General features: G+C 60.0%; 25 protein-coding genes. 10 read left to right on the forward strand and 15 right to left on the reverse strand.

Translation table 11 applies throughout. The features are described from left to right. Nucleotides 1-452: 452 nt before the first annotated feature. The 8 genes from sspB to zapE all read right to left on the reverse strand — a co-directional run bounded on the left by sspB (nt 453) and on the right by zapE (nt 6549). Nucleotides 453-881: a ClpXP protease specificity-enhancing factor gene (gene sspB, locus FBAL_RS17485; RefSeq protein ID WP_013346921.1), complete on the reverse strand. Its 429-nt coding sequence runs from the start codon at nt 879-881 to the stop codon at nt 453-455. Continuing rightward, a complete protein-coding gene (gene sspA / locus FBAL_RS17490; RefSeq protein ID WP_013346922.1) occupies nt 878-1507 on the reverse strand; it encodes a stringent starvation protein SspA in 630 nt (209 codons plus the stop codon). The genes sspB and sspA overlap by 4 nt, the downstream gene beginning before the upstream one ends. A gap of 96 nt (nt 1508-1603) precedes the next feature. Next, nucleotides 1604-2299 carry a cytochrome c1 gene (locus FBAL_RS17495; RefSeq protein WP_013346923.1) on the reverse strand — a complete coding sequence of 232 codons (696 nt, stop codon included), beginning with the start codon at nt 2297-2299 and terminating at the stop codon, nt 1604-1606. Further along, nucleotides 2299-3510 carry a cytochrome b gene (locus FBAL_RS17500; protein ID WP_013346924.1) on the reverse strand — a complete coding sequence of 404 codons (1212 nt, stop codon included), beginning with the start codon at nt 3508-3510 and terminating at the stop codon, nt 2299-2301. The genes FBAL_RS17495 and FBAL_RS17500 overlap by 1 nt, the downstream gene beginning before the upstream one ends. 2 nt (nt 3511-3512) lie before the next feature. Next, on the reverse strand, nt 3513-4103 hold the full coding sequence (gene petA / locus FBAL_RS17505) for a ubiquinol-cytochrome c reductase iron-sulfur subunit (RefSeq protein WP_013346925.1): 591 nt from the start codon (nt 4101-4103) through the stop codon (nt 3513-3515). A gap of 298 nt (nt 4104-4401) precedes the next feature. Further along, on the reverse strand, nt 4402-4788 hold the full coding sequence (gene rpsI, locus FBAL_RS17510) for a 30S ribosomal protein S9 (RefSeq protein ID WP_013346926.1): 387 nt from the start codon (nt 4786-4788) through the stop codon (nt 4402-4404). 13 nt (nt 4789-4801) lie between these two features. Beyond that, entirely contained in the window at nt 4802-5230 is a 429-nt protein-coding gene (gene rplM / locus FBAL_RS17515) for a 50S ribosomal protein L13 (protein ID WP_013346927.1), read from the reverse strand. Between the two features lie 206 nt (nt 5231-5436). Further along, nucleotides 5437-6549: a cell division protein ZapE gene (zapE, locus tag FBAL_RS17520; protein ID WP_041251358.1), complete on the reverse strand. Its 1113-nt coding sequence runs from the start codon at nt 6547-6549 to the stop codon at nt 5437-5439. A gap of 146 nt (nt 6550-6695) precedes the next feature. Here zapE and FBAL_RS17525 point away from each other — a divergent pair, with 146 nt between their 5' ends. The 4 genes from FBAL_RS17525 (at nt 6696) to FBAL_RS17540 (ending at nt 10431) form a co-directional block, all read left to right on the forward strand. Beyond that, complete coding sequence (locus tag FBAL_RS17525; RefSeq protein WP_013346929.1) at nt 6696-7082, forward strand: Z-ring associated ZapG family protein; 387 nt, start codon at nt 6696-6698, stop codon at nt 7080-7082. A gap of 81 nt (nt 7083-7163) precedes the next feature. Next, entirely contained in the window at nt 7164-8531 is a 1368-nt protein-coding gene (locus FBAL_RS17530) for a DegQ family serine endoprotease (RefSeq protein ID WP_013346930.1), read from the forward strand. A gap of 108 nt (nt 8532-8639) precedes the next feature. Continuing rightward, entirely contained in the window at nt 8640-9722 is a 1083-nt protein-coding gene (gene degS, locus FBAL_RS17535; protein WP_013346931.1) for an outer membrane-stress sensor serine endopeptidase DegS, read from the forward strand. Nucleotides 9723-9783: 61 nt separating this feature from the next. Next, a complete protein-coding gene (locus FBAL_RS17540) occupies nt 9784-10431 on the forward strand; it encodes a ParA family protein (protein WP_013346932.1) in 648 nt (215 codons plus the stop codon). A 63-nt stretch (nt 10432-10494) separates the two neighbouring features. On the opposite strand, the gene murA is transcribed toward FBAL_RS17540, so the two are convergent. Genes murA through FBAL_RS17575 form a run of 7 tightly spaced genes read right to left on the reverse strand, consistent with a single transcriptional unit; the run spans nt 10495 to nt 15075 of the window. Beyond that, complete coding sequence (murA, locus tag FBAL_RS17545) at nt 10495-11763, reverse strand: UDP-N-acetylglucosamine 1-carboxyvinyltransferase (protein WP_013346933.1); 1269 nt, start codon at nt 11761-11763, stop codon at nt 10495-10497. A gap of 15 nt (nt 11764-11778) precedes the next feature. Then, on the reverse strand, nt 11779-12030 hold the full coding sequence (locus FBAL_RS17550; RefSeq protein WP_013346934.1) for a BolA family protein: 252 nt from the start codon (nt 12028-12030) through the stop codon (nt 11779-11781). A gap of 20 nt (nt 12031-12050) precedes the next feature. Beyond that, a complete protein-coding gene (locus FBAL_RS17555) occupies nt 12051-12350 on the reverse strand; it encodes an STAS domain-containing protein (protein ID WP_013346935.1) in 300 nt (99 codons plus the stop codon). Then, nucleotides 12347-12985 (reverse strand): MlaC/ttg2D family ABC transporter substrate-binding protein, encoded by a 639-nt coding sequence (locus tag FBAL_RS17560; RefSeq protein ID WP_013346936.1) that lies wholly within the window; start codon nt 12983-12985, stop codon nt 12347-12349. The genes FBAL_RS17555 and FBAL_RS17560 overlap by 4 nt, the downstream gene beginning before the upstream one ends. A 10-nt stretch (nt 12986-12995) precedes the next feature. After that, nucleotides 12996-13463 (reverse strand): outer membrane lipid asymmetry maintenance protein MlaD, encoded by a 468-nt coding sequence (gene mlaD, locus FBAL_RS17565; RefSeq protein WP_013346937.1) that lies wholly within the window; start codon nt 13461-13463, stop codon nt 12996-12998. A 2-nt stretch (nt 13464-13465) separates the two neighbouring features. Then, nucleotides 13466-14248 (reverse strand): lipid asymmetry maintenance ABC transporter permease subunit MlaE, encoded by a 783-nt coding sequence (gene mlaE / locus FBAL_RS17570; protein ID WP_013346938.1) that lies wholly within the window; start codon nt 14246-14248, stop codon nt 13466-13468. Next, entirely contained in the window at nt 14245-15075 is an 831-nt protein-coding gene (locus FBAL_RS17575; protein ID WP_049779582.1) for an ATP-binding cassette domain-containing protein, read from the reverse strand. The genes mlaE and FBAL_RS17575 overlap by 4 nt, the downstream gene beginning before the upstream one ends. Before the next feature lie 138 nt (nt 15076-15213). Between FBAL_RS17575 and FBAL_RS17580 the strand changes: the two genes are divergently transcribed. From FBAL_RS17580 to lptB, 6 genes are read left to right on the forward strand one after another with little or no spacing between them, the layout of a single operon-like run. Continuing rightward, nucleotides 15214-16182: a calcium/sodium antiporter gene (locus FBAL_RS17580; RefSeq protein ID WP_013346940.1), complete on the forward strand. Its 969-nt coding sequence runs from the start codon at nt 15214-15216 to the stop codon at nt 16180-16182. Between the two features lie 13 nt (nt 16183-16195). Continuing rightward, nucleotides 16196-17170, forward strand: a complete 975-nt coding sequence (locus FBAL_RS17585; RefSeq protein WP_013346941.1) for a KpsF/GutQ family sugar-phosphate isomerase — start codon at nt 16196-16198, stop codon at nt 17168-17170. Further along, nucleotides 17170-17718 carry a 3-deoxy-manno-octulosonate-8-phosphatase KdsC gene (gene kdsC, locus FBAL_RS17590; RefSeq protein WP_013346942.1) on the forward strand — a complete coding sequence of 183 codons (549 nt, stop codon included), beginning with the start codon at nt 17170-17172 and terminating at the stop codon, nt 17716-17718. The genes FBAL_RS17585 and kdsC overlap by 1 nt, the downstream gene beginning before the upstream one ends. Beyond that, nucleotides 17715-18266 carry an LPS export ABC transporter periplasmic protein LptC gene (lptC, locus tag FBAL_RS17595; RefSeq protein WP_013346943.1) on the forward strand — a complete coding sequence of 184 codons (552 nt, stop codon included), beginning with the start codon at nt 17715-17717 and terminating at the stop codon, nt 18264-18266. The genes kdsC and lptC overlap by 4 nt, the downstream gene beginning before the upstream one ends. Then, on the forward strand, nt 18253-18804 hold the full coding sequence (gene lptA, locus FBAL_RS17600) for a lipopolysaccharide transport periplasmic protein LptA (protein ID WP_013346944.1): 552 nt from the start codon (nt 18253-18255) through the stop codon (nt 18802-18804). Before lptC ends, lptA begins: the two co-directional genes overlap by 14 nt. Then, nucleotides 18801-19532 carry an LPS export ABC transporter ATP-binding protein gene (gene lptB, locus FBAL_RS17605; RefSeq protein WP_013346945.1) on the forward strand — a complete coding sequence of 244 codons (732 nt, stop codon included), beginning with the start codon at nt 18801-18803 and terminating at the stop codon, nt 19530-19532. Before lptA ends, lptB begins: the two co-directional genes overlap by 4 nt. Nucleotides 19533-19547 lie beyond the last annotated feature (15 nt).

Here is a 19547-nt window from a genome sequence, read left to right on the forward strand (position 1 = left end):
GCTTACTCCGGCACACTTATATTTCACAAGGATTAATTTTTATTCAAACACATTGTTTTCATCACTTTGATAGCCAACAGTAATATCAACAGCCCGATTAAAATCCTTTTGCCGAATGCAATCTGCATCACCGTGACACGAATTAGCCAGAACGCATCGTCGCCATGCGGCCCCCGCAAGGCAGCCCATATAGGGCGTGTGTAAGAGAGTGAGAGAAAATGGGGAAAAGATGAAGATAAAGTGAAGAGGGAAGACTTTTAATGCAGATGGCTCATCTTTTCGATAGCGATAAAACAATAAGAGTATTAAAGGTTGGAAGTAAATATTGGTTGGTTGATATTAGACTTCATTAACAACCTAATGCATTCACCCGCGGATTATATTTCTGACCTTGTATATCGCGGGCACAAAAAAAGCGACCCCATGGGGTCGCTTAATCAATTGGTGGTGACTCACTTAATCACTTTCAGGGTCGGACGTCCCTTGGGACGCTCAGCCACCGGCTCGTCAGCCACCGGAATATCGGCTTCATTCGGCACGCCTTCGGCCTGCTCGTACGCAGCTTCCGGCTGGAAGACGGTACCTGCGCCGTTTTCACGGGCGTAGATGGCCGCCACCGCATACATCGGCACGCGCAGGGCATGAGGCTGGCCGCCAAAGCGAGCGTTGAAGGTCACTTCCTCGTTGCCCATCTGCAGATTGCCCACCGCATGGGGGGCGATATTGAGGACGATCTGGCCATCCTCAACAAACTGCCGGGGTACCTGGACACCGGGCATCTCTGCCTCCACCACCAGATGGGGAGTCAGGTCGTTGTCCAGCAACCATTCGTAGAAGGCCCGCAGCAGGTACGGCCGGCTGGGGCTCAACACTTTGCTCATACGCCGATGCGCATCTCGCGCTCAGCTTCGGTCAGAGAAGCCTTGAAAGACTCACGCTCGAACAGACGGGTCATGTAACCCTTCACTTCGGCGCTGCCACGACCGGTCAGTTCGATACCCAGGGACGGCAGACGCCAGAACAGCGGCGCCAGGTAGCAATCCACCAGGGTGAACTCTTCGCTCATAAAGTACGGCGCTTCAGCAAATACCGGGCCCAGGGCCAGGATGCTTTCAGCCAGCTCTTTACGGGCTGCGGTGACACCGTCGTTGTTCTGAATGCGTTCGGCCAGGGTGTACCAGTCGTGCTGGATGCGATGCATCATCAGACGGCTTTGGCCACGGGAAACCGGATAAACGGGCATCAGCGGCGGGTGAGGGAAACGCTCATCAAGGTACTCCATAATGATGCGTGCGTTGTAAAGCACCAGTTCCCGATCCACCAGAGTGGGTACGCTGTTGTACGGGTTCAGCTCAGCCAGATCCTGCGGCAGTTGGTCCGGATCCACTTGGATCACTTCAACCCCTACACCCTTCTCGGCCAGAACGATACGAACCTGGTGGCTGTAGAGATCGCTGGCACCGGAATACAGGGCCATGACAGAGCGTTTGTTGGCAGCGACAGCCATTGATACCCTCCGAAAAAGTTCAGATAGCAGAAACAGCAACGGGGGGCACAGGGCCCCCAGTTGCGCAAAGGACAGATTGTAACCTTTTATCGGCGATTAGTGTACATCCCGCCAGTACTCCCGCTTAAGCAGGTAGGCCAGCACGAAGAACACTGCCAGGAATCCCAGCACCCATTTACCCATCCGCTCACGTTCAAGACGAACCGGTTCGGCGGAGTAAGTCAGGAAGTTGGTGATATCCAGCACCAGTTGGTCATACTCTTCCGCGTTCATGGTACCGCCGGAAGCGACCACAGTGCCGTCTTCCTGCAGAACCGGTTTACCCTGGTAGGTTTCCAGAACGTGGGGCATACCCACGGACGGGAACACCAGGTTATTCACGCCGAACGGACGGTCCGGATCAACGTAGAACGCTTTCAGGTAGGAGTAGACCCAGTCGGAACCGCGCACGCGGGCCACCATGGTCAGGTCCGGCGGCGCCGCACCAAACCACTTCTCAGCATCCGCCTGCGGGATGGCGCTGACCATCAGGTCACCGATCTTGGCGTCGGTGTAGATCAGTTCGCGCATCTGCTCCTTGGTGAAGCCGATGTCATCGGCAACACGCTCGTAGCGCTGATACTGGGTGCTGTGACAGCCGGAGCAGTTCTCCATAAAGGCCACGGCACCGCGCTGCAGGGAAGCCTGGTCAGCCAGATCGATGTTGGCCGGAACCACGTGCTCGTTGTTACCGCCAGCGGCGTAGCTCAGTGCCGGCAGGGCGGCAATGATTGCGATGATGAACTTCTTCATTAGCCTGTCACCCTTTCCGGAACCGGTTTGCATTTCTCGTTCTTGCTGTAGAGGAACAGCAGGGCAAAGAAGCCGAAGTAACCTACCGAGAAGATCCGCGCCAGCAGTGTGTACAGCGGGGTCGCCGGCAGGGCACCGAGGATACCCAGGGCAATAAAGCAGACCACGAACTGGGCAATGTTCAGCTTGTGGATGCCACTGCGGTAGCGGATCGACTTCACCTTACAACGGTCCAGCCAGGGCAGAACGAACAGCACAGCGATGGCGGCGCCCATGGCAACCACACCCAGCAGCTTGTCCGGAACCGCACGCAGAATGGCGTAGAACGGGGTGAAGTACCATACCGGAGCGATGTGCTCAGGGGTCTTCAGCGGGTTAGCGGCTTCGAAGTTCGGCGGCTCAAGGAAGTAACCACCGCCTTCCGGCATAAAGAAGATCACGTAGCAGAACAGGATCAGGAAGCCAGCCACGCCTACGATGTCCTTAACGGTGTAGTAGGGGTGGAACGGAATCGCATCCAGCGGCCAGCCATCCGGGCCTTTGTTCTTCTTCACTTCGATGCCGTCCGGGTTGTTGGAACCCACTTCGTGCAGGGCGATGATGTGCAGGAACACCAGCACCACCAGCACCAGCGGCAACGCGATAACGTGCAGGGCGAAGAAGCGGTTCAGGGTTGCACCGGACACCACGTAGTCACCACGGATCCACAGGGTCAGGTCGTCACCAATCACCGGAATGGCACCAAACAGCGAGATGATCACCTGGGCGCCCCAGTAGGACATCTGGCCCCACGGCAGCAGGTAGCCCATAAAGGCTTCGGCCATCAGCACCAGGAAGATCAGCATACCGAAGATCCACAGCAGCTCACGGGGCTTCTGGTAGGAGCCGTAGATCAGGCCGCGGAACATGTGCAGGTAGATCACCACGAAGAACGCGGAGGCACCGGTGGAGTGCATGTAACGCAGCAACCAACCGTACTCCACATCACGCATGATGTATTCGATGGAGGCAAAGGCCCCTTCCGCGCTGGGTACGTAGTTCATGGTCAGCCAGATACCGGTCAGGATCTGGTTCACCAGTACCAGCATGGCCAGGGAGCCAAAGAAGTACCAGAAGTTGAAGTTTTTCGGTGCCGGATACTGACCCACATGCTTGTTGTAGGTCGCCGTCATCGGGATCCGGGCGTCAATCCAATCGACAAGCTTTTTCATGATTAAGCCGCTCCCTCGTCAACGCCGATCAGCACGGTGGCATCGTCCACATAGGTATGCGGCGGAATCACCAGGTTCAGCGGGGCCGGAACACCGGCGAATACCCGGCCAGCCATATCGAACTTGGAGCCGTGGCAGGGGCAGAAGAAACCGGACTCGACCCCTTCCACCTGCTGTTCAAACGACTTAGGCAGGTAAGTCGGGGAACAACCGAGGTGGGTACAGAGGCCAACGGCGATGAAGTACTCGTCCTTGATGGAACGGTACGGATTTTTGGCGTACTCCGGCTGCTGAGGCTCGTCAGAGGCGGGATCCCGCAACTGATCGGCCAGCGTGTCCAGGTTGGCCAGAACTTTATCGGTGCGACGTACAATCCAAACCGGCTTGCCGCGCCACTCGACGCGCAACATTTGGCCTGGTTCCAGTTTGCTGATGTTTACTTCTACTGGTGCGCCAGCGGCTTTTGCCTTAGCGCTCGGGTTCCAAGACTTAATGAAGGGAACCGCAACAGCAGCAGCGCCAGCTCCGCCAACCACAGCCGTGGCAACGGTCAGGAATCTGCGACGTCCAGTATCGACAGGCGCATTGCTCATCCACTTATCTCCCGTAGGGGTTCTGCTTTTTAGATTAATTTGGTGGCTTTTTAACCAAAACCGCCATTTTGCGCAGCATAGCGGTTTGGAAGCGGGGCCATTATATAGAAAAACCAGACACAGGTCATACTTTCGCAATGAGATTGAACCAAATCACGGCAGCATGGGGAGTGAGGGAGACTCAGGAGGGGGAAATGAAGAAATTTATCGAACGGTAAGGCTCAGAAAAGCCACAGAACATAAAGAAAAACCCGACCTTTCGGCCGGGTTTTCCGTATCGAACCAAAGTTCCAGCGAATTAACGCTTGGAGAACTGAGGACGACGACGTGCTTTGCGCAGACCAACTTTCTTACGCTCAACCTCACGGGCATCACGAGTAACAAAGCCAGCTTCACGCAGAGTCGGACGCAGGGACTCATCGTACTGCATCAGAGCACGGGTGATACCGTGACGGATGGCACCGGACTGACCGGTGATACCACCGCCAGTTACGGTTACGTAGATGTCCAGCTTGTCCAGCATCTCAACCAGCTCCAGCGGCTGACGAACTACCATACGGGCAGTTTCGCGGCCGAAGAATTGCTCCAGAGAACGCTTGTTTACAGTGATGTTGCCGCTACCCTGCTTGATGAAAACACGAGCAGTAGAGGTTTTGCGGCGGCCGGTACCGTAGTATTGAGTCATTGCCTATATCCCCTTAGATATCCAGAACCTGAGGCTGCTGTGCAGCGTGCTTGTGCTCGGCACCAGCGTACACTTTCAGCTTACGGAACATGGCGCGACCCAGAGGACCTTTCGGCAGCATGCCCTTAACCGCTTTCTCGATGATCATCTCAGGCTTACGAGCCTGCAGATCGGAGAAGTTGATTTCTTTGATACCACCCGGGTAACCGGAGTGACGGTAGTACATCTTGGCAGCAGCCTTGTTACCGGTCACGGTTACTTTCTCGGCGTTGATGATCACGATGTAGTCACCGGTATCAACGTGAGGAGTGTACTCAGGCTTGTGCTTGCCGCGCAGACGGCGAGCTACTTCGGTAGCCAGGCGACCCAGGGTCTTGCCCTCGGCATCGATGATAAACCAGTCGCGTTGTACGGACTCTGGCTTAGCAGTAAAAGTTTTCATGAGACTAAAAACCCAAATTAGCTGTTACAAAAGCGCCCTGTCGGGGCCGACAGTGCGACCTCTCCTGGCCTCCCACCCGTCCCTTCGAACGCGTCAAGACCTTGGTTTTGGTGACCAAACGATCACCTGTAACGTGGGCAGGGCGCGAATTATAGAGCAGGGCGATGCAAAAATCACCTGATTTTTTGCTCGCTTTCCGTCGATATTCAGGGCAGGTGTGGCCGGGCCAGGTAGTCGTGGCTCTGCATTTCGGTTAACCGGCTCAGGCAGCGTTTGAACTCAAAGCTGACCAAACCATCGGTATACAGATCGGACATTGCCACGTCAGCGGAGAGGATGAGCTTCACTCCCCGCTCATAAAACTCGTCAACCATGGCAATGAAGCGGCGGGCCACATCATCACCAGTGGATTGCGCCCCCATCTGGGTGACCCCGCTGAGGAGGACGGTATGGTACAGGCGTGCCAGCTCCATGTAATCGCTTTGACTGCGCGGTCCGTCACATAACGCCAGAAAATCCAGCAGAACCACCCCATCGGCATGGCGTTGCACCGCAATCGGGCGCCCCAGAATCTCGATATCGCCCCCCACCTGGCCCGGTTCCGGCGCCAACTGGCCAAAATAGCGCTCGAGATTCTGCTGAGCCTGCTGGTCCAGCGGATGATGGTAGATTTCGGCTTGCTGTAGGGTACGAAGACGGTAATCGATGCCGCTGTCCACATTCACCACATCACAGTGGGCATTGATAAGGGCAATGGCCGGCAGGAAACGGGCGCGCTGCAAACCATTGCGGTACAGCTCGTCCGGCGGGATGTTGGAGGTGGCCACCAACACCACGCCACGGGCAAACAGCAGCTCAAACAGGCCACCCAGCAGCATGGCGTCGGTGATGTCGGAGACAAAAAACTCGTCGAAGCAGATCACCTCGGCTTCGTCGGCCAGGGTATCGGCAACCTTTTCCAGCGGGTTTACCTGCCCTTTAAGCTGGTTCAGCTCGGCGTGAACCCGGTGCATAAAGCGGTGGAAGTGGATGCGCATCTTGCGCTTCAGTGGCAGGCACTCAAAGAAGGTATCCACCAGGTAGGTTTTACCCCGGCCCACTCCACCCCAGAAATAGAGACCCTGAACCGGACTGGGGGCCACGGATTTGCCCAGCAACGCCTGCAGCTTCTGGCCCAGGCTCGGGCGCTGTTGCTGACGCGCCATTAAGTCGTCAAAAAGGCGCTGCAGGTGGGTTACCGCTTGCTCCTGTGCCGCGTCATACTGGAAGTCATCACGGCTCAAATCGGCGCGGTAACGCGCCATCGGGGTCGCACTCATACCATCCATGAATTTTAATGCTTAGACCTGTTTGCACGGCGGCGCAGTGTATCATGTCACCAGGGGTCGAGGTATATTGACGCCATACTCAGCAGGCGCACCCGCGCGCGCAAGCGGTAATAAAGATGAGGTAAGAAGGAGTGGCTATGAACTGGGCATTTGGCATTTTGCTGTTTTTCGCAGGGATGGGCTTAGGCTACCTGCTGCATTGGCGCATGAAGGGCAAAGGCGATGATAACCAGCACCTGCGTCGCGAACTGGAACAAGCCCGTTTCGATCTGGACCAGCAACGCCAGGAAGTGGCCGACTACTTTGAACAGTCCCGCGAGATGATGGTGCAACTGGGCCAGAGCCTGGATAAAGCCAACCGTTTCTGGAACGACTCCGCTCAGGGGATGCTTGGCGATGGCCAGGTGATGCCGCTGAGCCTGAACCAGCCGCAGCTGGAAGGCCTGGAAGAGATCCCGCCGAAGGACTACGTTCAGGGCTCCCACGGCATCATCGGTGCCAAGGATCGCATCGCCAACGGCTGATCGTGCAGGGAACTTTCCGCCCCTGCTCAGGGTCGCAAAGGTTACTGTTATTCGACATTGATGTCAGGAGATTGATTCAGCATGAAAAAAACCATGACCCTGGTGTCTGCTGCGCTGCTGAGCGTGGGCATGACCGCCGTCTCGCTTCCCGCTCAGGCCGCGTGGCCTAACGCCGTTAATGGCCAGGAGATGCCCAGCCTGGCGCCGATGATTGAGACGGTTTCCCCGGCCGTGGTCTCGGTTTCTGTGGAGGGCACTCAGGTTGCCCGCCAGGCCATTCCCGAGCCGTTCCGCCACTTCTTCGGCCGTGAACGTGAACAGGCCCGCCCCTTCCGCGGCCTGGGCTCCGGCGTCATCATCGATGCCGATAAGGGCTACGTCATCACCAACCACCACGTTATCGACAACGCCGACAAGATCCTGGTGAACCTCAGTGACGGTCGTGAATTTGAGGCCAAGCTGATTGGTTCCGATCCGGCCACCGACGTGGCGGTACTGGAGATCGAACCGGACGAGCTGACCGCCGTGAAACTGGCCGATTCCGACACCCTGCGGGTCGGCGATTTCACCGTGGCCATCGGCAACCCCTTTGGCCTGGGCCAAACCGTCACTTCCGGTATCGTCAGTGCGCTGGGCCGTTCCGGCCTGGGCAATGGTGAAAACCTGGAAAACTTTATCCAGACCGACGCGGCCATCAACAGCGGCAACTCCGGCGGTGCCCTGGTGAACCTCAAAGGTGAGCTGATCGGCATCAACACCGCCATCATCGCCCCCAGCGGCGGTAACGTTGGCATCGGTTTCGCCATTCCGGTCAACATGGTGCAGAGCCTGACCGCCCAGATCATCGAGTTTGGTGAAGTGCGTCGCGGCATCCTCGGCATCCTCGGCGGTGAACTGACCAGCGAAACCGCCAAGCTGTTCGGCATGGAAACCACCCACGGCGCCTACGTCAGCCAGGTGTTCCCGGACTCTGCAGCGGATGCTGCGGGCCTCAAAGCCGGCGACATCATCGTCAGCGTCGATGGTAAGAAGATCAAAACCTTCCAGGAGCTGCGCGCCAAGGTCGCCACCAAAGGCGCCGGCGCCACCGTGAAACTGGGCGTGATCCGCGATGGCGATGAGAAAACCTTCAAGGTGACCCTCAACGAAGCCCCGGGCGAAAACGTCCAGGCCAGCGTGATTCACCCGGCTCTGGAAGGCGCCAAGCTGTCCAGCTACGACGAAGATGGCGTGCGTGGCGTGGTGATCAGCGAAGTGGCTGAACGCTCACCGGCAGCGGCCCAGGGCTTGGCCGAAGGCGATGTTATCGTTCAGGTGAACCTGCTCAACCGTGGCCGCACCAACGTGCGCGATCTGGGCCAACTGCGTGAACTGTTCGAGGACTACCAGGGCGTGTTTGCTGCCACCATCCTCCGCGATGGGGTCGCCCGCCAGGTCATTCTGCGCTAACCGTCCACACCGCCACCCAGCGGGCGCGTCATTGACGCGCCCGCTTTTGCTTGTCCCTCCGCCAGCCTCACGGTAGCCTTTTAGGCTCGTACCACCGGAACCTTTCCCATGACATTCACTGCGTTATTGCGATATCTGCTTAAACCCGTGCTGGCTGGCCTGGCCCTGGCAGCCATCATCGTGCTGCTGACCCCCGGCCTGCGCGAGCAGTTACCGCGCCTGGGTGGCCCCGCCAGCCAGGTGGAGCGTACAACCTTTGCCCATGCGGTAAGAGCTGCGGCTCCAGCAGTAGTGAATGTTTACTCACAGCGCCAGACCCGCGACGGCGCCGGCGCCGAGCTGACCCCCCAGGGCCTTGGCAGCGGCATCATTATGCGCAGTGACGGGGTGGTGCTGACCAACTACCACGTGGTCAGTTCCGCCGACCAGATCTATGTGGCGCTGCAGGATGGCCGCTGGGCCAATGCCGAGATGATCGGCTCCGACCCCTGGACCGACCTGGCGGTATTGCAGATCGGCCTCGACAACCTGCCCACCATCCCACTCGACGCCAACCGCAAGGCGCAGGTGGGTGATATGGTGCTGGCCATCGGCAACCCCTATAACCTGGGCCAGACCATCACCCAGGGCATCATCAGTGCCACCGGCCGTAACGGCCTCTCCTCCAGCTATCAGGACTTTATCCAGACCGATGCGGCCATCAACCAGGGCAACTCCGGTGGCGCCCTGGTCGATGCGGATGGCGTACTGGTTGGGGTCAACACCGCCAACTACCAGTGGCTGGGCGATGCGGGCGTGGGCCTGAACTTCGCCATCCCCATTGAGCTGGCGTACAAAATCATGAATAAGCTGATCAAGGATGGCCGGGTGATCCGCGGTCACCTGGGTCTGACCGGGCAAGCAGTGGACCAGACCACCGCCCGACTGCTGCGCCTGCCGCAGCCGATTGGCGTGCTCACCACGGAAGTGGACCCCCACGGCCCCGCCGCCCGGGCGGGCCTGCGCCCCAACGATGTGCTGGTGGCCTTTAACGGGGAAACCATCACCGGCGCCGACATGCTGATGGACAGCATCGCCGAAACCCCGCCGGGCACCGAGGTTAACCTCACTCTGGTGCGTCGCGGCAGTTACTACAGCGTGCCGGTCACCATCGGCGAGAAACCCTCCGCCCCCACCCCACAGCGGCGCTGATTACAGAACCGCCGGCGCCAGGTCGCCCTGCTCCTTCAGGAACCCCTGAAGGAGCCCGGCCATGCTTGCCCACGTTATTGCCACTGAATCGAGCCCAAAGGCGCTGCCGCTGGTCAGCCTCAGCGCGTTTACCGGCCCCCGTCTGTTGGTGCTTAACAACAAGGGCGGCGTCGGCAAATCCACCATCACCACCCACCTGCTGAGACAGTTGGCCAAAGCCGGGCATCAACCCGCTCTGGTGGATTTTGACCCTCAGGGCTCCAGCCTCGACTGGGCCGAAGAGCAGGGCGAATTCTGGGCCGTGAACGATGACCCCCGGCGTGAGCGGCTGGAGTCAATGCGACTGCGCATTCCCGCACTCAGCAGCCACGTAGTGATGGACTCTCCGGCCAACCTCGACCCGCTGCTGCTCAATCGCCTGTTGGACTATGCCGACGCCATTCTGATGCCGACTCAGGTCAGTCCGATGGACGTCCGCGCGCTCGGGCGTTTCCTGCCCAACCTGCTGCTGCACCCGCGCTACCGGGCCCGGCGCCCCAAACTTGGAATCATCGCCAACCGGGTCGGCGGCAACGCCGACACCGACCTGCTGGAGCGTTTCCTTGCCCCGCTCAGCCTGCCGCTGCTGGCCCGCTTGCCTGAGCGCTGCGACACCAGCGGCCCGGATACACCGCTCTGGTCCGCCATCGAGCCCTGGCTGGCCCGCTGAACATCAACCTAAGACATAAAAAAACGCCCCCGATTGGGGGCGTTTTTTGTCGGCTTTGAACGCTCAGCGCTCGGCCTTGATGCGCACCACATCGGCGCCCAGCGCCGCCAGTTTGTGCTCAATGTGCTCGTAGCCACGGTCCAGGTGGTAGATGCGGTCCACCACGGTGGTGCCTTCCGCCACCAGACCCGCAATCACCAGGCAGGCGGACGCGCGCAGGTCGGTCGCCATCACTTGGGCGCCCTGCAGACCGTCTTTACCGGTGATGATGCAGGTGTTGCCTTCCAGCTCCATCTGCGCGCCCATACGTTGCAACTCCGGCACGTGCATAAAGCGGTTTTCAAAGATGGTTTCGGTCACGTGACCGGTGCCATCCGCCAGCGCGTTCAGGGTGCAGAACTGGGCCTGCATGTCGGTGGGAAACGCCGGGTGCGGCGCGGTCTTGATGGAGACCGGCTTGGCTCGGCGGCCTTCCATATCGAGGCTGATCCAGTCGTCACCGCGCTCAATCACAGCGCCCGCTTCTTCCAGCTTCAGCAGCACCGGCTCCATGGTTTCCGGGGCCGCTTTACGGCAGATCACTTTGCCGCGGGTCGCCGCCGCCGCCACCAGATAGGTGCCAGCTTCGATGCGATCCGGCATCACGTCGTAGTGGATGCCGGACAGGCGCTCCACCCCTTCGATGCGCACGGTGTCGGTACCGGCACCGGTGATCTTGGCGCCCATGGCGTTCAGGCAGTTGGCCAGGTCGACCACTTCCGGTTCCCGCGCGGCGTTCTCGATCACGGTGATGCCGTCAGCCAGGGCTGCGGCCATCATCAGGTTCTCGGTGCCGGTCACGGACACCACATCCATCAGGATGGTGGCGCCTTTGAGACGGCCGTCGACCCGGGCTTTAACGTACCCCTCTTCCACCACCACTTCAGCGCCCATCGCTTGCAGGCCCTGAATGTGCAGGTTCACCGGACGCGCACCAATGGCGCAGCCGCCAGGCAGTGACACATCGGCTTCACCGTACTTAGCCACCAGCGGACCCAGCGCCATAATGGAGGCGCGCATGGTTTTCACCAGGTCGTAGGGGGCAACATAGTTGTCGATGGTGGCCGGATTGATGGTCAGAGCCGAATCGTTCAGGTCGCTTACGGTGGCGCCGAGCTGGCGCAGCAGGGCGATGGTGGTGTTGACGTCACGCAGCGCCGGAACGTTGCCGATGCGCATCTCGTCTTCAGCCAGAATGGCGGCCATCAGGATCGGCAGTGCCGCGTTTTTGGCACCGGAGATGGTGATCTCTCCGGCCAGTGGGCCGGCGGCCCGAACTTGTAATTTATCCACTAATGCTCCGCGGGCTCAGCCGTTGAAAATTTTCTCGCGCTGCCACTCCGCTGGCGTAAAGGCCTTGATGGTCAAGGCGTGCAGGGTTCCGTCCGTCACTTTATCCATCAGCGGGGCGTAAACGGACTGCTGGCGACGCACCTTGGTCAGGCCATCGAAACAGTCACCCACCGCCAAAATGGTGTAATGGCTGCCATCTGCGGTGACCCGCACTTCGGCCAGTGTCATCGCCGCCTGCAGGCGGGCTTCGATCTCTTTCGGTTCCACGCTTGACTCCTCGCTATGGCCTAGGCGCCGCTCAGGCGGCCCTCGACCAGTTCCAAATCATACAATTGCATCAGCTGGCGCAGGTCATCAGGACAATCCTGCCAACTGAGCGCCTGGCCCTGTTGTTGGGCCGCCGCTTCCAGCTCAAGCAGCAGTGCCAAACCGGCACTGTCGATGCTATTCAGCCCGGCCAGTTCAAGCCGCACCAGCGGCGCCACCAGCCACTCCGGCGACAGCGGCCAGAGACCGGGCACACTGGCCTGGTTCAGGTCACCACTGACCACCAGGGCCTGCTCCTCCCGGCGAAAGGTGGCGCTCACGACGCCGCCTCTTTGTCATCCACCAGGTGGGCGTTGTTCTTCTCTGCCAGCATATCGATCACCGCATCGATGCCGTTGCGACGGATCAAACCGCCAATCTCCTGCTCCTTGGAGGCCAGCAGGCTGACGCCCTCGGCCACCAGGTCAAACGCTTTCCACTCCCCCGTCTTCTTGTTGCGACGGGCTTTGAACTGGACTGAAATCGGCGGCCGGTTGCCGTCAATAACGGTCATGCCGACGGTCACGATATTGCGACCCTCAAACGGCTTGGCCGGATCAAACTCGACGGTCTGGTCCCGATATTCGGTGAACGCCTGGGCAAAGGTGGCGATCATATACCGACGGAACTCCTCCGTGAACCTCTCCCGTTGCTCCGGGGTGGTTTTCTTTAGCGTCGGGCCCATCACCTTGTACGCCGCGTACTTGTAATCGACGTAGGGCATCATCTCCTCTTCGACGATCACTTTGAGATGATCCAGGTCGGCGGCAATCAACGCCTGATCGGCGGCGAAGCGGTCAAATGAGCGCTGCGCCACGACCTGCACCACCTGGTACGGATCCTGACCAATGCTGTCGTCCGCCATCACCGGCAACGCCAGTACCATCAGAAGTCCGCATAACCACTGCTTCAACATGCTGTTCTCCTTACTTATCGTCGCCCACGCTGTAGAGGAACTGGCCAATCAGGTCCTCCAACACCATGGCGCTGCGGGTATCTTCAATCAGATCCCCATCCCCCAACAGGCTGATGTCCTCATCCATAAAGCCTGGCGACAAACCAATGTACTGTTCACCCAGCAACCCTGAGGTGAGGATAGACAGGCTGCTGGTTTCCGGAAACTGATCGTAGCGGGCGTCCATCGCCAGGCTGACCACCGGGGTCAGCAGCTCCGGATCCAGCGCAATGCCGGACACCCGGCCCACCACCACACCGCCCACTTTCACCGGTGAACGTACCTTCAGACCGCCGATATTGTCGAAATGCGCAGTCAGGGTATAGGTGGCGCCGTTACCGCGGGGGTCGATGTCGGCCACTTTAAAAATCAGTACCAGGAAGGCGGCCAAACCCGCCAACAGAAAGGCGCCAACCGCCAGTTCAATCTTTCTCGTCATGGTCATTTCCCAAACATTACGGCAGTCAGGACAAAGTCCAGGGCCAGAACGGCCAGGGACGCGTGCACCACAGTTTCCGTGGTGGCGCGGCTGATACCCTCTGCCGTGGGTACCGCATCGTAACCTTTAAACAGGGCAATCCAGGTCACCACAAAGGCGAACACCACGGATTTGATCAAGCAGTTAAGGATGTCCTTCTGCCACTCCACACTGGCGGTAAGAATGGACCAGAAGGCGCCGGGATCGATCCCCTTCCACTCCACACCAACCAGATGGCCGCCCCAGATACCGATGGTGGTAAACATTAACGCCAACAACGGCATTGAGATCACTCCGGCCCAAAAACGCGGTGCGATCACCCGTTGCAGCGGGTCAACCGCCATCATCTCCATACTGGCCAGCTGCTCGGTGGCCTTCATCAGGCCAATCTCCGCGGTCAGCGCCGATCCGGCCCGGCCAGCAAACAGCAGCGCCGTAACCACCGGGCCCAGCTCCCGCAGCAGCGACAGCGCCACCATGGGGCCCAGACTCTCCTCTGTGCCAAAGTCCACCAGGATGATGTAGCCCTGCAGCCCCAGCACCATGCCGATAAACAGGCCGGAGACCAGGATGATCACCATCGACAGCACGCCCACCTGATACAGCTGCTTGATCAGCAACGGCAACATCTTGCCCGGCTGGGGCCGACGCACCAGGGCGCCCACCAGCATCAGGCCTGCCCGGCCCAGCCCGGCAACCCACTTTAATGCTCCGCTGCCGAGGCGGCGAATTCGTTCCAGCATCATCGCGTCAGTAGCTCCTCAAGGTAGGCCTCGGCCGGGTGGTGGAAACGCACCGGGCCATCCGGCGCGCCATCCAGAAACTGGCGCAGTTGCGGGGTATCCAGCTGACGGATCGTCTCCGGCGTGCCCGCACCAATCACCTGACCATCGGCGATCACGTAAACCTGGTCGGCGATGCTCATCACCTCATCAACGTCGTGGGACACCACAACGGAGGTCAGGTTAAGGGCGCTGCCCAGCTCCCGGATCAGCTTGACCAGCACCCCCATGGAGATGGGGTCCTGACCGGCAAAAGGCTCGTCATACAGGATCAGCTCCGGCTCCAGCGCAATGGCACGGGCCAGGGCGGCCCGACGCTGCATGCCACCGGACAGCTCCGACGGCATCAGGGACGCGGCCCCGCGCAACCCCACCGCTTCCAGCTTCATCAATACCATGCGCCGGATCAGCGGCTCCGCCAGCTTGGTGTGCTCGCGCAGGGGGAAAGCCACATTGTCGAACACCGACATATCGGTAAACAGGGCACCGGACTGGAACAGCATGCTGATGCGGCGGCGGGCCTGGTACAGCCCCTTGCGCGACAAAGCGTGCAGGTTCTGGCCATCAAACATGACCTGGCCGCGCTCCGGCGTCAGCTGGGCGCCGATCAGTTTCAGAAGGGTGGTTTTGCCGATGCCGCTGGGGCCCATAATGGCGGTGACTTTGCCTTTGGGGATGGTCAGCGACAGGTCGCGAAAGATGGCTCGCTGGCCCCGGTAGAAGGTCAGGCCTTCCACGCTGACCAGAGCCTGATCGTGTTGCGATGGAATCTCCATAATGACTTCGGGCATCACGCCCGTGGCACTCCAGTAGCTCGCCAGACAAGGGGTTCATTCTACGGCGGGAACAACCGCTTAACAATCTGCTGCTCTTTTCTTTTCCGGCGCTTCGGGGGACAATGCGCGGATTATTTTTCACCCCTGATCACCATGCTACTGAACCTGTTGATGCTACTGGGCGGCTTGCTGCTGCTGGTGTGGAGCGCAGATCGCTTCGTTTACGGTGCCGCGGCACTGGCCCGCAACCTGGGCCTCCCTCCGCTGATCATCGGCCTGACCATCGTCTCCATGGGCTCATCTGCCCCGGAAGCCATGGTCGCTACCACCGCAGCGCTGGGCGGCTACCTGGATACCGCTGTCGGTAACGTGGTGGGCTCCAACATCACCAACATCACCCTGATCCTGGGTGCCACGGCGCTGCTGCGTCCGATGGTGGTGGGCAGCTCTACCCTGATGAAAGAGATGCCGCTGATGTTGGCCGGTACCGTGCTGGCCGGTTACCTGATGCATGACCTGATGCTCGACTTCAGCGACGGCGTGATCCTGATGGGTGCCTTCATCCTGGTGATCAGCGGCCTGACCTGGTCCGCCTGGCGCAACCGCGACAACGTGACCGACCCGATGGTGGCGGAATCCGAAGCGGAAGTGCCGGACGACGTGCCGATGGGCAAAGCGGTGCTGTGGCTGCTGGTCGGCATGGCGCTGCTGCCGGTGGCATCGAACCTGATGGTGGATGGCGCGGTCTATATCGCCAAGTGGTTCGGGCTTTCCGACCTGGTCATCGGCCTGACCATCATCGCCGTTGGCACCAGTCTGCCCGAGCTGGCCGCCTGCATCGCCGGCGTGCTCAAGAACGAGGATGACCTCGCCATCGGCAACGTGGTGGGCTCTAACCTCTTCAATATTCTCGCGGTGCTGGCCCTGCCGGCACTGATTGCCGGCGGCCCGATCAACGAGCTGGCTGCAGGCCGTGACTTCTACGTGATGCTGGGTACCAGCCTGGCACCGCTGCTGCTACTCTGGCTCAAACGCAGCCGCACGATCGGCCGGATCGAGGGTGGCTTATTGCTTATCTGTTTTATCGCTTATCAGGTCATCCTGTTTACCCAAGCAGGCTGATACGGGAGTAAAGATGCCGAACGCTTCGCAGTTTCGCCAATGGGGCCGCCGCGTTATCGAGGTTGAAAAGGCCGCCATCGACGGACTGAACCGCTTTATCGACGATGCCTTTGTCGCCGCCTGCCACACCATCCTGGCCTGTCAGGGCAAAGTGGTGGTGATGGGCATGGGCAAATCCGGCCATATCGGCAACAAGATTGCCGCCACCCTGGCCAGTACCGGCACCCCCGCGTTCTTTATGCACCCGGGTGAAGCCAGCCATGGTGACCTGGGCATGCTGTCCCGGGAGGATGTGGTGATCGCCATCTCCAACTCCGGAGAAGCGGGTGAAATCATGACCCTGATGCCGGTGATCCGGCGCCTGGGTGTGCCGGTGATCGCCATGACCGGCAAACCGGAATCCAGCCTGGCCAAAGTGGCGCAGCACCACCTTTGCATTGCCGTGGACGAGGAAGCCTGCCCGCTGGGCCTGGCCCCCACCTCCTCCACCACCGCCACTCTGGTGATGGGCGATGCCCTGGCAGTAGTACTGCTGCAGGCCAAGGGCTTTACTGCCGATGACTTTGCCCTGTCCCACCCGGGCGGTGCGCTGGGCCGCAAACTGCTGCTGCGGGTCACCGACCTGATGCACGCCGGTGAACTCCTGCCGCTGGTGACCGAGCAGGTCACCGTGTCTGAGGCACTGCTGGAGATCTCCGCCAAAGGCCTGGGCATGACCGCGGTGGTCGACGACCAGGGCCGCATGAGCGGCCTGTTCACGGACGGCGACCTGCGCAGAGTGCTGGACGCCCGCGTGGACATTCACGCCACCCCCATCGGCAGTGTGATGACCCGCAACCCGGTGACCATCTCCGGCCCGATGCTGGCCGCCGAAGCGCTTAAACTGATGGAAGAGCGCAAGATCAACGGCTTGGTGGTGGTGGATGAGGAGGGCCGTCCGCAGGGGGCCCTCAACACCATGGACATGCTCAAAGCGGGAGTACTGTGATGATTGATACTCTGTATGGCCCGGTTGACGAGCAGGTGATCGAGCGCGCCACCAAGGTGCGGCTGCTGATCTGCGACGTCGATGGCGTGTTCTCTGATGGCCGCATCTACCTGGGTAACGACGGCGAAGAGCTTAAGGCATTCCACACCCGCGACGGTTTTGGCGTGAAAGCGGTGCAGCATGCTGGCATCGAGGTCGCGGTGATCACCGGACGCCAGTCCGCCATCGTCCAACGCCGCATGAGCGCACTGGGGGTGGCCCACATTCACCAGGGCTGCGATGACAAAGTGGCGGTTTACGACCAGCTGCGCGCCCAGTTGGGGCTGGAGCACGAACAGTGTGCCTACATCGGCGATGACCTGGTCGATCTGGCCGTGATGAAGCAGGTGGGTCTGGCAGTGGCGGTGGAAGACGCCCACCCGGCGCTGCTGCCCCACGCCCATTTCCGCACCCGCATCCGCGGCGGCTTTGGTGCCGTGCGTGAGCTTTGCGACCTGCTGCTGCAGGCGCAGGGCAAACTGGCCCAGGCCAAAGGGATGTCGGTATGAAGCGCGAACTGCTGGCCGGTCTGCTGCTGCTTTCAGCGGCCGGGGCGCTGTATTGGCGCAACCTGCAGATTGAGGACCAGACGCCGCAACAACTGGCGGAGTCAGAACCGGACTTTGTCGCCCGGGCACTGCGTACCCGCAGCTACGACGAAAACGGTCGCCTGGCGGCGCAGATTGCCGCCGACAGCATGCGTCACTTCCAGGAGGAGGGGCGCACTGAGTTCACCGAGCCGGTGTACCTGATCTACCCGCAGGACAGCGAAGCGGTGTGGAAAGTGCAGGCTCACCAGGGCCACCTCAATGGCACCCGCCACGTGGCACTGGAAAACGATGTTATCATTACCGCCATTGAGCCCAATGAACCGCTGCGCACCATCCGTACTGAATCGCTGCAGCTGGATCTGGAAACCATGGTGCTGACCACCGAAGATCCGATCCGCGCTCTGGGCGAGTCCTTTGAAGTGCGTGGCACCGGCCTGTGGGCCGACCTCAATCTGAACCAATTTAAACTTAACAGTAAGGTAAGCGCCTCTTATGAAGTGCCGTAAATTCCTGGCCCTGCTGATGACCGGCGCCCTCCTGAGCGCACCGGCACTGGCCCTGGACGACGATTATCGCCAGCCGATCAAGGTGACTTCCGATAACTCCAGCGCCGATATCCAGAGCTACACCCTGATCTACTCCGGCAACGTACGCATCGTACAGGGCTCGATGGAGATCAAGGCGGACGAACTGAAGGTGATCTCCAGTGCCGAAAAGGGCAATGAAGTGATGATCGCCACCGGCAAACCGGCGACCTACACCCAGATGATGGAGAATGGTCTGCCGGCCGAAGCGCAGGCCAAAGAGATCCGTTACGAAGTGCGGACCCGTCAACTGACCCTCAGCGGTGACGCTCAGCTGAGCCAGGCTGGCAGCCTGATGCGCGGCAACACCATCAGCTACAACGTTGAGAAACAACAGCTGATCGCCGAAGGCAAAGAGGATGAGCAGATCACCACCATCTTCCTGCCGGCCGACCTGGACACTGAAAACCAGTCCGAGACCGAGCCTAAGCCTGAGCCCGAGGCGGAGCCGAAGCCATGACCGACTCCATTCTCAAGGCCGATCAGCTGGCCAAGAGCTACAACGGTCGCCAGGTGGTGAAAAGCGTCGGTCTTGAGGTGCGTACCGGCCAGATCGTTGGTTTGCTTGGCCCCAACGGCGCCGGCAAAACCACCACCTTCTACATGGTGGTAGGCCTGGTGCAGAACGATAAGGGCCAAATCACCATCGACGATCGGGACATCACCGCCCTGCCGATGCACAGCCGCGCCCGTCAGGGCATCGGCTACCTGCCGCAGGAATCCTCCATCTTCCGCAAGCTGTCGGTTTACGACAACCTGATGGCGGTGCTGCAGATCCGCAAGGAGCTGACCAAAGCCCAGCGCGAAGAGAAGCTGGAACAGCTGCTCGAGGAGTTCAATATCACCCACATCCGCGACAGCCTCGGCATGAGCCTGTCTGGCGGCGAGCGACGTCGGGTTGAGATCGCCCGCGCACTGGCGGCGGATCCCAAGTTCATCTTGTTGGATGAACCTTTTGCCGGGGTGGATCCCATCTCAGTGATCGACATCAAGAAGATCATCCAACAACTGAAGGATCGGGGCCTCGGTGTCTTGATTACCGACCATAACGTGCGGGAAACTCTCGATGTTTGTGAGTACGCTTACATTGTCAGTCACGGCGAAATGATCGCCCGTGGCGCCCCGCAAGAAGTGCTTGAGAACAAGCTGGTTCGCTCCGTGTACTTGGGCGATCAGTTCAGGTTATAGTGGCATCCCTGCCCC

Source organism: Ferrimonas balearica DSM 9799, from assembly GCF_000148645.1.
GTDB classification, from domain to species: domain Bacteria; phylum Pseudomonadota; class Gammaproteobacteria; order Enterobacterales; family Shewanellaceae; genus Ferrimonas; species Ferrimonas balearica.

Coding starts and splice junctions, on each gene's coding strand:
- sspB (WP_013346921.1), bottom strand. CDS start 881: ATGAGCAAAGTGTTGAGCCCCAGCCGGCCGTACCTGCTGCGGGCCTTC.
- sspA (WP_013346922.1), bottom strand. CDS start 1,507: ATGGCTGTCGCTGCCAACAAACGCTCTGTCATGGCCCTGTATTCCGGT.
- FBAL_RS17495 (WP_013346923.1), bottom strand. CDS start 2,299: ATGAAGAAGTTCATCATCGCAATCATTGCCGCCCTGCCGGCACTGAGC.
- FBAL_RS17500 (WP_013346924.1), bottom strand. CDS start 3,510: ATGAAAAAGCTTGTCGATTGGATTGACGCCCGGATCCCGATGACGGCG.
- petA (WP_013346925.1), bottom strand. CDS start 4,103: ATGAGCAATGCGCCTGTCGATACTGGACGTCGCAGATTCCTGACCGTT.
- rpsI (WP_013346926.1), bottom strand. CDS start 4,788: ATGACTCAATACTACGGTACCGGCCGCCGCAAAACCTCTACTGCTCGT.
- rplM (WP_013346927.1), bottom strand. CDS start 5,230: ATGAAAACTTTTACTGCTAAGCCAGAGTCCGTACAACGCGACTGGTTT.
- zapE (WP_041251358.1), bottom strand. CDS start 6,549: ATGAGTGCGACCCCGATGGCGCGTTACCGCGCCGATTTGAGCCGTGAT.
- FBAL_RS17525 (WP_013346929.1), top strand. CDS start 6,696: ATGAACTGGGCATTTGGCATTTTGCTGTTTTTCGCAGGGATGGGCTTA.
- FBAL_RS17530 (WP_013346930.1), top strand. CDS start 7,164: ATGAAAAAAACCATGACCCTGGTGTCTGCTGCGCTGCTGAGCGTGGGC.
- degS (WP_013346931.1), top strand. CDS start 8,640: ATGACATTCACTGCGTTATTGCGATATCTGCTTAAACCCGTGCTGGCT.
- FBAL_RS17540 (WP_013346932.1), top strand. CDS start 9,784: ATGCTTGCCCACGTTATTGCCACTGAATCGAGCCCAAAGGCGCTGCCG.
- FBAL_RS17560 (WP_013346936.1), bottom strand. CDS start 12,985: ATGTTGAAGCAGTGGTTATGCGGACTTCTGATGGTACTGGCGTTGCCG.
- mlaD (WP_013346937.1), bottom strand. CDS start 13,463: ATGACGAGAAAGATTGAACTGGCGGTTGGCGCCTTTCTGTTGGCGGGT.
- mlaE (WP_013346938.1), bottom strand. CDS start 14,248: ATGATGCTGGAACGAATTCGCCGCCTCGGCAGCGGAGCATTAAAGTGG.
- FBAL_RS17575 (WP_049779582.1), bottom strand. CDS start 15,075: ATGCCCGAAGTCATTATGGAGATTCCATCGCAACACGATCAGGCTCTG.
- FBAL_RS17580 (WP_013346940.1), top strand. CDS start 15,214: ATGCTACTGAACCTGTTGATGCTACTGGGCGGCTTGCTGCTGCTGGTG.
- FBAL_RS17585 (WP_013346941.1), top strand. CDS start 16,196: ATGCCGAACGCTTCGCAGTTTCGCCAATGGGGCCGCCGCGTTATCGAG.
- kdsC (WP_013346942.1), top strand. CDS start 17,170: ATGATTGATACTCTGTATGGCCCGGTTGACGAGCAGGTGATCGAGCGC.
- lptC (WP_013346943.1), top strand. CDS start 17,715: ATGAAGCGCGAACTGCTGGCCGGTCTGCTGCTGCTTTCAGCGGCCGGG.
- lptA (WP_013346944.1), top strand. CDS start 18,253: ATGAAGTGCCGTAAATTCCTGGCCCTGCTGATGACCGGCGCCCTCCTG.
- lptB (WP_013346945.1), top strand. CDS start 18,801: ATGACCGACTCCATTCTCAAGGCCGATCAGCTGGCCAAGAGCTACAAC.